This window comes from Knoellia sp. p5-6-4 (assembly GCF_029222705.1).
Lineage (GTDB): Bacteria > Actinomycetota > Actinomycetes > Actinomycetales > Dermatophilaceae > Pedococcus_A.
This window is the reverse complement of sequence record NZ_JARGZF010000002.1, coordinates 214,860-226,567: the sequence shown is the minus strand read 5'-3', so window position 1 is coordinate 226,567 and position 11,708 is coordinate 214,860. Positions and strand designations below refer to the sequence as shown.

Here is an 11,708-nt window from a genome sequence, read left to right as displayed (position 1 = left end):
CCCCCGACAGATGCAGAAGGACGAGGTTCGCGGGGCAAAGGTCCCGTTCCCGCCTCAGCGCAGGGGCACGTACCCGTCGGCGGTGGTGTCGACCACCAGATGGGCGCGGGCCCGGGTGCCGTCCGCGGCATACAGCCTCTGTTCCTGTGCCGCCCAGCGGTCCCAGAACGGCTCGTATGCCGCGTCGCGCGCCAGGCCGCGCGCGTGCCGGACCGCCTCGTCGGCCTCCACCCACACCAGGGTCGACACCGCCGCACCCACCGGGTGGACCCCCGAGCCGCAGCCCTCGAGGACGACGACCTCGCTGGCCGGCACCTGGACCCAGGGGCCGTACCGGCCGGCCGCCCAGTCCCACGTCCGGTAGCGCGCGGGCCGCCCCGCGGCCAGCGGCTCGGCGACCCACTCCTGGGCTCGCTGGACACCCTCGGAGAGGCCGTCCCAGCCGGGGTAGAGGTCGTCCATGTGGATGGTCGGGGCGAAGAGCGCCTCGGCGACCCTGCGGGCGAGCGTGGTCTTGCCCGCGCCGCTGGGGCCGTCGATGGCCACCAGCCGGGTTGTGCCGCAACGCGGTTCGCTGGTGTCGACGAGCGTGACGATGGCGGTCAGCCGCTCAGCCATGAGGTCGCCCGCCATGGGCGGCAGCCTAGACGGATACCCTTTGCGGGTGAGCGTCGCCACCCGTGTCATCCCCTGTCTCGACGTCGACGCCGGTCGGGTGGTCAAGGGCGTGCGGTTCCAGGACCTGCGGGACGCGGGTGACCCGGTCGAGCTGGCCAAGGCCTACGACCGCCAGGGCGCCGACGAACTGACCTTCCTCGACGTCACGGCGAGCAGCGGCAACCGGGAGACGACCTACGACGTCGTGCGCCGCACGGCCGAGCAGGTGTTCATCCCGTTGACCGTCGGTGGGGGAGTGCGCACGGTCGACGACGTCGACAGGCTGCTGCGCGCCGGTGCCGACAAGGTCGGCGTCAACACCGCAGCCATCGCGCGCCCCGAGCTCATCCACGACATCGCCGCCCGCTTCGGAGCCCAGGTGCTGGTGCTGTCCGCCGACGTGCGCCGTCGCCGGGCCGACGACGGCAGCCTGCTCGGCGGGTTCGAGGTGACGACCCACGGGGGCCGCACCGGCACCGGCATCGACGCCATCGAGTGGTGTGCCCGGGCGGCCGAGCTCGGGGCGGGGGAGATCCTGCTCAACTCCATGGACGCCGATGGCACCAAGGACGGCTACGACCTCGAGCTCATCCGCGAGGTGCGCCGCGAGGTGCACATCCCGATCGTCGCCAGCGGCGGGGCCGGCGCGGTGGAGCACTTCGCCCCGGCAGTCCAGGCGGGGGCCGACGCCGTGCTCGCCGCCAGCGTGTTCCACTTCGGCGAGCTGACCGTCGGCGAGGTGAAGGCCGCGATGCGCGCCCAGGGCATCTGCGTGCGCTGAACGCCCGGCTACTCGAGGATGTCGAGGTCGACCTCGACGGGTTCGCCGTCCTCGAGTCCCTCCGCACGCCGGACCGCCTTCTTCACCGGCAGCACGTAGCTCCCGCTGCCCGCGTCGGGGAACACCGACGTCGCCCAGGTGGTGTTCCCGACGGTCGCCCTGACCCGCACGGAGCCGAAGCCGCGGGGCGGCCGGGGCCGCTCACGGACGACCTCGGCGGCGTCGGCCGACAGCGTCAGGAAGTACCAGCCACCGTCCGGTTTCCAGGGCCAGAGCTCGGCGGTGAAACGGCAGGTCGCACCCATGGCTCGATGCTAGGCATGGACACCGACACCCGAGACCGCGTCAGGCCAGGCCGAGCGGGCTGGCGTGCAGGGCCTCGACCGCCTCGGGGGCGCCCTGGGGCTCGACCGCGGCCACCTGCGGACGCCCGAACCCGAACAGCACCAGCTCGCTCGGCGCGCCCTGGAGGATCACCGTGCCCAGCCCGGTAGGGCCGTGGACGGTGTGGCGGCCGTGCCCGGGAGCGATGAGCACCACGCCGGTGCGGGCCCGGCGGAAGAGCAGCCGCCCGATGCGACCGAGGGAGGTCCACAGGGCGGCCTGCAGGTCGTCGCCCACCTCGCGCTGCGGTCCCGTGGCCTCGGCCCGCAGGACGTCCTCATGGTGCACGAAGAACTCGAGCAGGTTGGTGGCCTCGTCGACCGGGCCGAGCCGCGTCGGCCACCAGATCGGGGGGCCGGACCGCACCAGGTGCACCAGCTCGGGCCACGGCTTCGCCGCGTAGTCGCGCTGCACCCGCTCGGTACGTGCGCGCAAGCCGGGCAGGACGATGCCGGCCGCGAGGTCGGGTCGCCGCTCCCGGATGACGAGGTGCGCGGCGAGCTCGGAGGTGTCCCAGGGTGAGCACAGGGTCGGCGCGTGGGGGCCAACCGCCTCGAAGGTGTCGCAGAGGGCTGCGCGCTCGGCCTGGGCGTGATGGGTCATGCGGGCCATCATGCCTGCCGCGTGAGAGGCTTGCTCCTCGCCCCCTCCACCGCTTTCCCCAGGAGCACGTGTGTCCACTGCGGCCGTGCCGACGCTGCGGCGCAGCTTCGGCATCATCGGCATCGGGGTGCGCCGGCAGCCCTGGTGGTTCGCCCTGGCCGTCGCCGGCAGCGCCCTGTACGGCGTGATGACCGTCGGCACCGCCTGGGTCATCGGCAAGGTCACCCGCGACTACGTCACCCCCGCGGTGCAGGCCGGGGAGGTCACGGCCGACCAGCTGCTCGCCATCGGCGGGTGGATGGCCGGGGTGGTGCTCCTCAACGTGATCGGCGTCGTCATCCGTCGCGTCGCGGCTGGCGTCACGATGTACAACGTCGGGGCGGACTTCCGCCGCCAGGTCACCCGGCAGTACCTCCGCCTGCCGCTGTCGTGGCACCACCGGCACCCGTCGGGGCAGCTGCTCTCCAACGCCAACGCCGACGTCGAGGCAACGTGGAACGTGTTCGCGCCGCTGCCGATGGCGCTCGGCGTCGTGATCATGCTCGTCGCCGGGATCGTGCAGATGCTGGCCGTCGACGAGGTGATGGCGCTCATCGGCCTGACGGTCTTCCCGGCCCTGTTCCTCGCCAACATGGTCTTCCAGCGCCACATGTCCCCCCGGGTCACCCGAGCCCAGCAGCTGCGCGCCGACGTCTCCGAGGTGGCGCACGAGAGCTTCGAGGCGGGCCTCGTGGTCAAGGCGATGGGTCGGGAGGCGCAGGAGGCCGAGCGGTTCGCCGCCGTCGCGAACGAGCTGAGGGACGCCAACATCGCGGTGGGTCGCACCCGCGGCACCTTCGACCCGGTCATCGAGGCGATCCCGACCATCGGCACCCTGCTCGTCCTGGCCGTCGGCACGGGGCGGGTCGCGAGCGGCGCCATCACACCGGCGGAGGTGGTCCAGATGGCCTACCTCATCTCGATCCTCGCCTTCCCCGTCCGCGCCCTGGGCTGGGTGCTCGGTGAGCTGCCCCGCACCGTCGTGGGCTGGGACCGGGTCGACGCGGTGCTCCGGGCCACGGGGGAGATGGCCTACGGCCAGCGCGACATCCCGCAGGAGGGGGCCTCAGCAGCCCACCTCAGCGGGGTCGACTACCTCTACGACGTCGTCGACGAGCAGGGGCACGTCTCGCAGCACCAGGCCATCCACGGCGTGACCATCGAGGTGCCGGCGGGGTCGACGACCGCGCTGGTCGGTCCCACGGGCTCGGGCAAGTCCACCCTCACCAACCTCACGCTGCGGCTCGTCGACCCGCACCGGGGGTCGGTCACCATCGACGACGTCAACGTCCGGGAGGTCACCCGCGGTGGCGTGCCCTCCGTCGGGGTCCTGGTGCCGCAGCAGACCTTCATGTTCGACGACACCGTGCGGGGCAACGTCACCCTCGGCGCCGACTTCACCGACGACGAGGTGTGGGAGGCCCTGCGCATCGCCCAGGCCACCGGTTTCGTCCAGCACCTCGAGCACGGGCTCGACACCCGAGTGGGGGAGCGTGGCGCGAGCCTCTCGGGCGGCCAGCGTCAGCGAATCGCCTTGGCCCGCGCGGTGATCCGCCGCCCGCAGCTGCTCGTGCTCGACGACGCGACGAGCGCGGTCGACCCCTCCGTCGAGCAGTCGATCCTGTCCGCGCTGCGGCAGTCGAGCGCCGGCACCACCGTTCTCGTCGTCGCCTACCGCATGTCGACCATCGTGCTCGCCGACGAGGTCATCTACCTCGAGCGCGGCCGGGTGGTCGACCACGGCACCCACGGCGAGCTGCGCGAGAGGTGCGAGGGCTACGAGCGCCTCGTCACGGCATACGCGCGAGAGGCCGCGGAACGAGCCGCGGTCGCGGCCGACGAGGAGGCCCGGTGAGCACGACGATCGGCTCCACCTCCCACCTCGGCACCCGGGCGACGCTGCGCCGCGGGTTGGAGCTCTCGCCCGAGCTGCGCCACGGCCTGGGCGTCACGCTGGTGCTGGCTGCCCTCACGACGGTGGGCCGGGTGGTCGTCCCCCTGGCCGTGCAGCAGGTCACCGACCACGGACTGCTGGCCGAGGGCGGCCCCGACACCGCCCTCGTGTGGCGCTACGTCGGGCTGGCGGGGGTCGCGGTGCTGCTCACCGCCCTGACCTCGTATGCCGTGAACGTCCGCCTGTTCCGCGCGTCGGAGTCGGGCCTGGCGACACTGCGGCTGAAAGCTTTCCGGCACGTTCACGACCTGTCGATGCTGACCCAGAACACCGAGCGGCGCGGGTCGATGGTCTCCCGCGTCACGTCCGACGTCGACACCATCTCGATGTTCGTCCAGTTCGGCGGCATCCTGCTCATCCTCAGCCTCGGCCAGATCGCGATCGCCACGGCGCTGATGCTGGTCTACAGCCCGGCACTGACCGCCGTGGTGTGGCTCTGCTTCCTGCCGCTGCTGCTGGTGATCCGCCGCTTCCAGACGGCCGTGGGCCGGGCCTACACCCGGGTGCGTGAGCGCGTCGGCGACATGCTGGCCGCCATCTCCGAGTCGGTGGTGGGGGCGGCGACCATCCGCGCCTACGGCGTCGAGGAGCGCACGGCGGCCCGCATCGACGAGGCCGTCGAGGCGCACCGGAAGGCCGCGGTGGGCGCGCAGATCCGCTCGGTCGTGGCCTTCTCCTCCGGGCAGCTGGTCGCTGGCCTCACCCTGGCGGTCGTGCTGGTCGTGGGCACGGTGCTGGCCACCCGCGACGCGCTGACCCTCGGCCAGCTGCTGGCCTTCCTCTTCCTCGTCAACCTGTTCACCCAGCCGGTGATGCAGGCCACCGAGGTGCTCAACGAGCTGCAGAACGCCGTCGCCGGGTGGCGGCGCGTCATCGGCGTCATCGACACGCCCGCCGACGTGGCCGACCCCGGCGACGAGGGCGAGGTGCTGCCGCGCGGCCCGATCACCGTCGACTTCGACGGGGTCTCCTTCGCCTACCCGGGCGGCGCGACGGTGCTCCACGACGTCAACCTCCACATCGCGCCGCGCTCCCGCGTCGCGGTCGTCGGCGAGACCGGCTCGGGCAAGTCGACGCTGGCCAAGCTGCTGACCCGCCTCATGGACCCCACCGAGGGCGTCGTGCGCCTCGACGGCGTCGACGTGCGTCACGTCCGCTTCTCGTCGTTGCGCGAGCGCGTGGTGCTCGTGCCGCAGGAGGGCTTCCTCTTCGACGCCTCGCTGCTCGAGAACATCCGGTTCGGGCGGCCGGACGCGACCGACCACGACGTCCGTCTCGCCCTGACCGAGCTCGGTCTCGCCGACTGGCTCGACGGCCTGCCCCGCGGCCTGCTGACCGACCTCGGCCAGCGTGGCGAGTCGCTGTCGGCGGGGGAGCGGCAGCTGGTGGCGCTGGCCCGGGCCTACCTCGCCGACCCGGACCTCCTGGTGCTCGACGAGGCCACCTCGGCCGTCGACCCGTCGACCGAGGTCCGTCTCCAGCGGGCGCTGGAGGGGCTCACCCGGGGGCGCACCTCGATCGCCATCGCCCACCGGCTGTCCACCGCCGAGGCGGCCGACGAGGTCATGGTCGTCGACGCCGGTCGGGTCGTCGAGCGTGGCCCGCACCGCGACCTCGTCCGCAACAGCGGCGTGTATGCCGCGCTGCACGCCTCGTGGGCGGCCCAGCAGCGCCACTGACCTTTGCTGCACCTTTATCGGGTCGCCCGATAAAGGTGCGCTTGACCCGAGGTGCCACCCGGGGTGGAACGGCTGTTCATCGGGTCACCCGATAAAGGCACCGGGTATGCCGCGGGGTTCGGGCCGTGGGCGGGCGGCCGGCGCCTCGGCGCGGCACGGCAGAATGACGGGGTGACCCCCGACGCCACACCCGTCCTCGACCCGGCCGTGGCCGCGCGCCTCAAGCGTGACGGCAGCGGCCTCGTCGCCGCGATCATCCAGCAGCACGACACCCGAGAGGTGCTGATGCTGGGCTGGATGGACGACGAGGCGCTGCGCCGCACGCTCACCGAGGGCCGGGTCACCTTCTGGTCGCGGTCGCGCGGGGAGTACTGGCGCAAGGGCGACACGTCCGGGCACGTCCAGCACGTGAGGTCGGTGGCCCTCGACTGCGACGGCGACGCCCTGCTCGTGCAGGTCGACCAGGTCGGAGCGGCCTGCCACACCGGCACCCGCACCTGCTTCGACGGGCGCGACGTGCCCGTTGCCGCCACGGGGCTCACGGGGGAGAGCGGCGGCCGTGGCTGACCCGCGAGCGCCCCTGTCGTTCGGCGCCACCTGGCCGGCGCTCGAGGAGTTCTCGGAGCTGGCCGCCGGACGTCGGGTCATCCCCGTCGTCCGGCGGCTCATGGCCGACGCCGAGACGCCGGTCGGGGTCTACCGCAAGCTCGCCAAGGACCAGCCGGGCACCTTCCTCCTGGAGTCGGCCGAGCACGGCGGCGTGTGGTCCCGCTACTCGATCGTGGGGGCCGCCAGCCGGGCGACCCTGACCGAGTGCGACGGGGAGGCGTTCTGGATCGGTGAGCCGCCCGTCGGGGTGCCGACGACGGGCAACCCGCTCGAGGCGCTGCGCGACACCGTGGCCGCCCTGGCGACCGAGCCGGTGGAGGGGCTGCCCCCGCTCACCGGCGGCATGGTGGGCGTGGTCGGCTACGACGCCGTGCGGCGCTGGGAGCGGGTTCCGTCCGTCGCCCCCGACGCCCTGCACCTGCCGGAGCTGGCGATGATGCTGGCCACCGACCTGGCCGTGCTGGACCACGCCGACGGCTCGCTGCTGCTCGTGGCCAACGCCGTGAACTACGACGCCACCGACGAACGGGTGGAGGCCGCCTGGGCGGATGCGGTCGATCGGCTCGACCGCATGACGGCCGACCTGGCCCAGCCCGCCGAGAGCACGGTCGCGGTGATCGACTCCGATGCGGTGTCGTCGGCGCTGGCCGAGGTCGAGAGCAACTTCACCGAGCAGGCGTTCGAGGCCATGGTCGAGGAGGCCAAGGAGGCCATCCGGGCCGGCGAGGTCTTCCAGGTCGTCGTGTCCCAGCGGTTCTCGACCCCCTGCACCACCGACGCCCTCGACGTCTACCGGGTGCTGCGGGCCTCCAACCCCAGCCCCTACATGTACCTGTTCCGGCTCCCGTCGCCGGACGGCACGGCATACGACGTCGTGGGCTCGTCGCCGGAGGCGCTGGTGAAGGTGACCGGTCGTCGGGCCATCACCCACCCGATCGCCGGGTCGCGGCCCCGGGGTGCGACGCCGGAGGAGGACCGTGTGCTGGCCGAGGACCTGCTGGCCGACCCCAAGGAGCGCTCGGAGCACGTGATGCTCGTCGACCTCGGTCGCAACGACCTGCAGCGGGTCTGCAAGCCCGGCACGGTCGACGTCGTGGAGTTCATGACGGTGCGCCGGTACAGCCACGTCACCCACCTCGAGTCGACGGTGGTCGGCGAGATCGCCGACGACCGCACCGCCTACGACGTGCTGGCGGCCACCTTCCCGGCAGGCACCCTCAGCGGCGCCCCCAAGCCGCGCGCCCTGCAGCTCATCGAGCAGTGGGAGCCCAGCCGGCGAGGCGTCTACGGAGGGGTCGTCGGGTACCTCGACTTCCACGGCGACCTCGACATGGCCATCGCGATCCGCACCGCTGTGGTCAAGGACGGCGTCGCGCACGTGCAGGCCGGTGCCGGCATCGTCGCCGACTCCGTCCCGCAGGCCGAGTACCAGGAGACGGTCAACAAGGCGGCCGCCGCGCTGCGGGCAGTGGCCGCGGCGAGCGCCCTGAGGACCGTGCGGTGAGCCGTCTCAACCCCCTGACCAAGTCCGGCGTGGTGCTGCTGGCGATCCTCGGGGCAGGCCTGCTGCTGGTCAGCGGCTCCCGCACGTGGGTCACCGGCACCGTCGACGACGCGGTGCTGGGGGCCAGCCGGATCAGTGGCACCGGCACCCAGGTCGCCTCCGGCGTGGTGGCCCTGGCCCTGGCCGCCCTGGCCGCCGCCATCGCCAGCACCACCTCGGGACGGGTCGTCCGTCGGGTGACCCTGGCCCTGCTGCTGCTCGCGGCGCTCGCCGAGGCGGCCTTCGTCGGCCGCGTGCTGCTCGACCCCTCCGGGGTGCTGGGGTCGGTCGCGGCCGCGAGCACCGGCCGCACGGGCACGATCGAGACCCGGGCCGCTGCGACCTCATGGGCGTGGCTCGCCCTCGGTGCCGTGGTCCTCCTGGTCGTGGCGGCGGTCGGGGGCTGGCTGGGCTCGGGCCGGTGGCGGGGCCTCGGGGCACGCTACGAGGCCCCCGACGCCGACCGCGCGGGCGCACGGGGCCAGCGCGTCGCCAGCGACTGGGACAGGCTCGACGCGGGCGAGGACCCCACCGACGCGGGCGAGGACCCCACCGACGCGGGCGAGGACCCCACCGACGCGGGGGAGCACCTCACCGACAAGGGCGAGCACGCCACCGGCGAGGACGCGGACACCGCCGGCCCGGCCGTGCGCGACGACCGCAGCAGCACCTGACACAATGGCCGCAGGACCGCCCGCCCCATCCCGCACAGGAGTAGTCGCCACCATGGCTGAGCACGAGCACCACGAAGACCACGGCCACAGCGTCGCCGCCTGGAGTGGCGTGACGATCATCCTCGTCGGCTCCGGCATCGCTGCCCTGGCCGTCGTGCTTGCCCGGCCGGTCCTGTTCTGGATAGGCATCGCTGTCTGCGTCGCGGGCGCGGTGGCCGGCAAGGTCCTCGGCATGGCCGGCTACGGCGCCAAGGACGTCCCCAACCCCCGTCAGAGCGAGCAGGAGTCCGGCGTCCGCTGACGCCGACGCTCCGGCGGCGATGACCTCGACGCTCTCGTCGCGGCTGCGCGCCCCCGCGGTGGTCGCCCTGGCCGGCGCCGCGCTGGGGGCCGCGCTCGTCCTGCGCGACCCCCACGACGACGGGTCCTGGGGCTGGTGCCCCTTCCTCCTCCTCACGGGCGTGCCCTGCCCCGGCTGCGGCGGCATGCGAGCCGCCAACGACCTGCTCCACGGGCGCTTCGCCGAGGCCGCCGGGTCCAACCTGTATGCCGTGGGCACGGCGGGCCTCGCCGCCGTCGCCTTCACGGCGTGGACCGTGGCGGCCGCCCGGGGCCGGGAGCTGCCGTTGCGCCGCCACGGGACCCCGTTGCTGGTGGCCTGGTTCACCGGGCTCGTCGCCTTCGGCCTGCTGCGCCTGCTGCCGGGGTTGTCCGGACTGCGACCCTGACCCGGGCGTTCGCGCCCCGGCGGTTAGCCTTGCCGCATGCCCACCGTCCTCGACGAGATCATCGCTGGCGTGCGCGAGGACCTCGCCACGCGGCAGGCCGCCGTCTCCCCGGATGAGGTGCGCCGCCTCGCCGAACAGGCGCCGGTCGCGCTCGACGCCGAAGCGGCCCTGCGCCGCACCGGCCTGTCCCTCATCGCCGAGGTGAAGCGTGCCAGCCCCAGCAAGGGCAGCCTGGCCGCCATCGACGACCCCGCCGCGCTCGCCGCGGCCTACGAGGCCGGGGGTGCGACGGCCGTGAGCGTGCTCACCGAGCACCGCCGGTTCGGGGGGAGCCTGGCTGACCTCGACGCCGTCCGCGCTGCTGTGCGCATTCCCGTCCTGCGCAAGGACTTCATGGTGACCGACTACCAGGTCTGGGAGGCCAGGGCGCACGGCGCCGACATCATCCTGCTGATCGTCGCCGCCCTGGCCCAGGACGAGCTCGTGGGGATGCAGGACCTCGCCCGCTCGCTCGGCATGACCGCGCTCGTCGAGGTGCACGACGAGGAAGAGGCCCGACGGGCGGTGGACGCCGGCGCCAGCGTCATCGGCGTCAACGCGCGCAACCTCAAGACCCTCGAGGTCGACCCCGACACCTTCGGCCGGCTCGTGCCGCTCATCCCCGACACCTGCGTCCGCGTGGCGGAGTCCGGGGTCCGGGGGCCGCAGGACGCGGCCGCCTACGCAGCCCAGGGCGCCGACGCGGTGCTCGTGGGGGAGGCCCTCGTCGTCGGTGGCGACCCCCGGGCGGCAGCCCACGACCTCATCACGGCGGGAGCACACGCATGACCCAGCAGCACGAGCACGCCCCGGTCGACGTGCCCCGTCCGGGCCGCTTCGGCGAGTTCGGTGGGCGCTACGTGCCCGAGGCGCTCATCCCGGCGCTCGAGGAGCTCGACGAGGCCCGCAGGAAGGCCATGGTCGACCCGGGCTTCCTCGGCGAGCTCGAGCACCTGCACCGCACCTACACCGGCCGACCCAGCCTGGTCACCGAGGTGCCGCGGTTCGCCCAGCACTGCGGTGGCGCCCGCGTCCTGCTCAAGCGCGAGGACCTCAACCACACCGGCTCGCACAAGATCAACAACGTGCTGGCGCAGGCCCTGCTGACCAAGCGGATGGGCAAGACCCGCGTCATCGCCGAGACCGGCGCCGGCCAGCACGGTGTCGCCACCGCCACGGCGGCCGCCCTGATGGGCCTGGAGTGCCGCATCTACATGGGCAAGGTCGACACCGAGCGGCAGGCGCTCAACGTCGCCCGGATGCGCATGCTGGGTGCCGAGGTGGTGGCCGTACCCACCGGCAGCGCCACCCTGAAGGACGCGATCAACGAGGCGCTGCGCGACTGGGTGACCAACGTCCACGACACCCACTACCTGCTGGGCACCGTGACCGGTCCGGCGCCGTTTCCCGAGATGGTGCGCGACTTCCACCGCATCATCGGCGTCGAGGCCCGCGCGCAGGTGCTCGACCTCGCGGGCCGCCTCCCCGACGCCGTGGTCGCCTGTGTCGGCGGCGGCTCCAACGCCATGGGCATCTTCCACCGCTTCATCGACGACGAAGGAGTGCGCCTGGTCGGGGTCGAGGCCGGGGGAGAGGGCATCGAGTCCGGCCGCCACGCGGCGCGGTTCGCCGGCAGCGAGCCGGGCGTCCTCCACGGCACCTTCAGCTACCTCATGCAGGACGAGGACGGGCAGACCATCGAGTCGCACTCGATCTCGGCCGGGCTCGACTACCCCAGCGTGGGGCCGGAGCACGCGTTCCTGCGCGACTCCGGCCGCGCCGAGTACCGGTACGCGACCGACGAGCAGGCCATGCGGGCCTTCGAGGTGCTGTGCAAGACCGAGGGCATCATCCCGGCCATCGAGTCGGCGCACGCCCTGGCGGGTGCCATGGAGCTGGGCACCGAACTCGGGCCGGACGCGTTGCTGCTGGTGAACCTCTCCGGACGCGGGGACAAGGACGTGCACACTGCTGCCCGATGGTTCGGGCTGATCGACGAGGAGGGCAACGCCCAGTGA

At 73.2% G+C, this 11,708-nt stretch carries 13 protein-coding genes; 10 read left to right on the top strand and 3 right to left on the bottom strand.

Annotated features, from left to right (window positions below; genetic code table 11):
* Positions 1 to 54 precede the first annotated feature (54 nt).
* Positions 55 to 633, bottom strand: coding sequence for a (d)CMP kinase (locus P2F65_RS12520; RefSeq protein ID WP_275808058.1), 579 nt, complete (start codon positions 631 to 633; stop codon positions 55 to 57).
* A gap of 31 nt (positions 634 to 664) precedes the next feature.
* Here P2F65_RS12520 and hisF point away from each other — a divergent pair, with 31 nt between their 5' ends.
* Entirely contained in the window at positions 665 to 1,438 is a 774-nt protein-coding gene (hisF, locus tag P2F65_RS12515) for an imidazole glycerol phosphate synthase subunit HisF (protein ID WP_275808055.1), read from the top strand.
* An 8-nt stretch (positions 1,439 to 1,446) separates the two neighbouring features.
* On the opposite strand, the gene P2F65_RS12510 is transcribed toward hisF, so the two are convergent.
* Complete coding sequence (locus P2F65_RS12510) at positions 1,447 to 1,743, bottom strand: DUF1905 domain-containing protein (protein WP_275808052.1); 297 nt, start codon at positions 1,741 to 1,743, stop codon at positions 1,447 to 1,449.
* A gap of 40 nt (positions 1,744 to 1,783) precedes the next feature.
* Positions 1,784 to 2,425: a TIGR03085 family metal-binding protein gene (locus P2F65_RS12505; RefSeq protein WP_275808049.1), complete on the bottom strand. Its 642-nt coding sequence runs from the start codon at positions 2,423 to 2,425 to the stop codon at positions 1,784 to 1,786.
* 70 nt (positions 2,426 to 2,495) lie between these two features.
* Here P2F65_RS12505 and P2F65_RS12500 point away from each other — a divergent pair, with 70 nt between their 5' ends.
* The 9 genes from P2F65_RS12500 (at position 2,496) to trpB (ending at position 11,708) form a co-directional block, all read left to right on the top strand.
* On the top strand, positions 2,496 to 4,319 hold the full coding sequence (locus tag P2F65_RS12500) for an ABC transporter ATP-binding protein (protein ID WP_275808046.1): 1,824 nt from the start codon (positions 2,496 to 2,498) through the stop codon (positions 4,317 to 4,319).
* Positions 4,316 to 6,097, top strand: a complete 1,782-nt coding sequence (locus tag P2F65_RS12495; RefSeq protein ID WP_275808043.1) for an ABC transporter ATP-binding protein — start codon at positions 4,316 to 4,318, stop codon at positions 6,095 to 6,097. The genes P2F65_RS12500 and P2F65_RS12495 overlap by 4 nt, the downstream gene beginning before the upstream one ends.
* 171 nt (positions 6,098 to 6,268) lie before the next feature.
* Complete coding sequence (hisI, locus tag P2F65_RS12490) at positions 6,269 to 6,664, top strand: phosphoribosyl-AMP cyclohydrolase (protein ID WP_275810635.1); 396 nt, start codon at positions 6,269 to 6,271, stop codon at positions 6,662 to 6,664.
* Positions 6,657 to 8,210, top strand: a complete 1,554-nt coding sequence (locus tag P2F65_RS12485; RefSeq protein ID WP_275808040.1) for an anthranilate synthase component I — start codon at positions 6,657 to 6,659, stop codon at positions 8,208 to 8,210. The genes hisI and P2F65_RS12485 overlap by 8 nt, the downstream gene beginning before the upstream one ends.
* The gene (locus P2F65_RS12480) at positions 8,207 to 8,923 is read left to right on the top strand and encodes a Trp biosynthesis-associated membrane protein (RefSeq protein ID WP_275808037.1); all 717 of its coding nucleotides are present in this window, start codon (positions 8,207 to 8,209) and stop codon (positions 8,921 to 8,923) included. The genes P2F65_RS12485 and P2F65_RS12480 overlap by 4 nt, the downstream gene beginning before the upstream one ends.
* Positions 8,924 to 8,975: 52 nt before the next feature.
* The gene (locus P2F65_RS12475; RefSeq protein ID WP_275808034.1) at positions 8,976 to 9,224 is read left to right on the top strand and encodes an HGxxPAAW family protein; all 249 of its coding nucleotides are present in this window, start codon (positions 8,976 to 8,978) and stop codon (positions 9,222 to 9,224) included.
* 19 nt (positions 9,225 to 9,243) lie between these two features.
* Positions 9,244 to 9,651: a DUF2752 domain-containing protein gene (locus P2F65_RS12470; RefSeq protein ID WP_275808031.1), complete on the top strand. Its 408-nt coding sequence runs from the start codon at positions 9,244 to 9,246 to the stop codon at positions 9,649 to 9,651.
* A 36-nt stretch (positions 9,652 to 9,687) separates the two neighbouring features.
* Positions 9,688 to 10,479 carry an indole-3-glycerol phosphate synthase TrpC gene (trpC, locus tag P2F65_RS12465; RefSeq protein ID WP_275808028.1) on the top strand — a complete coding sequence of 264 codons (792 nt, stop codon included), beginning with the start codon at positions 9,688 to 9,690 and terminating at the stop codon, positions 10,477 to 10,479.
* A complete protein-coding gene (gene trpB / locus P2F65_RS12460) occupies positions 10,476 to 11,708 on the top strand; it encodes a tryptophan synthase subunit beta (protein ID WP_275808025.1) in 1,233 nt (410 codons plus the stop codon). The genes trpC and trpB overlap by 4 nt, the downstream gene beginning before the upstream one ends.

Coding starts and splice junctions, on each gene's coding strand:
- P2F65_RS12520 (WP_275808058.1), bottom strand. CDS start 633: ATGGCGGGCGACCTCATGGCTGAGCGGCTGACCGCCATCGTCACGCTC.
- P2F65_RS12510 (WP_275808052.1), bottom strand. CDS start 1,743: ATGGGTGCGACCTGCCGTTTCACCGCCGAGCTCTGGCCCTGGAAACCG.
- P2F65_RS12505 (WP_275808049.1), bottom strand. CDS start 2,425: ATGACCCATCACGCCCAGGCCGAGCGCGCAGCCCTCTGCGACACCTTC.
- P2F65_RS12475 (WP_275808034.1), top strand. CDS start 8,976: ATGGCTGAGCACGAGCACCACGAAGACCACGGCCACAGCGTCGCCGCC.
- P2F65_RS12470 (WP_275808031.1), top strand. CDS start 9,244: ATGACCTCGACGCTCTCGTCGCGGCTGCGCGCCCCCGCGGTGGTCGCC.
- trpC (WP_275808028.1), top strand. CDS start 9,688: ATGCCCACCGTCCTCGACGAGATCATCGCTGGCGTGCGCGAGGACCTC.
- trpB (WP_275808025.1), top strand. CDS start 10,476: ATGACCCAGCAGCACGAGCACGCCCCGGTCGACGTGCCCCGTCCGGGC.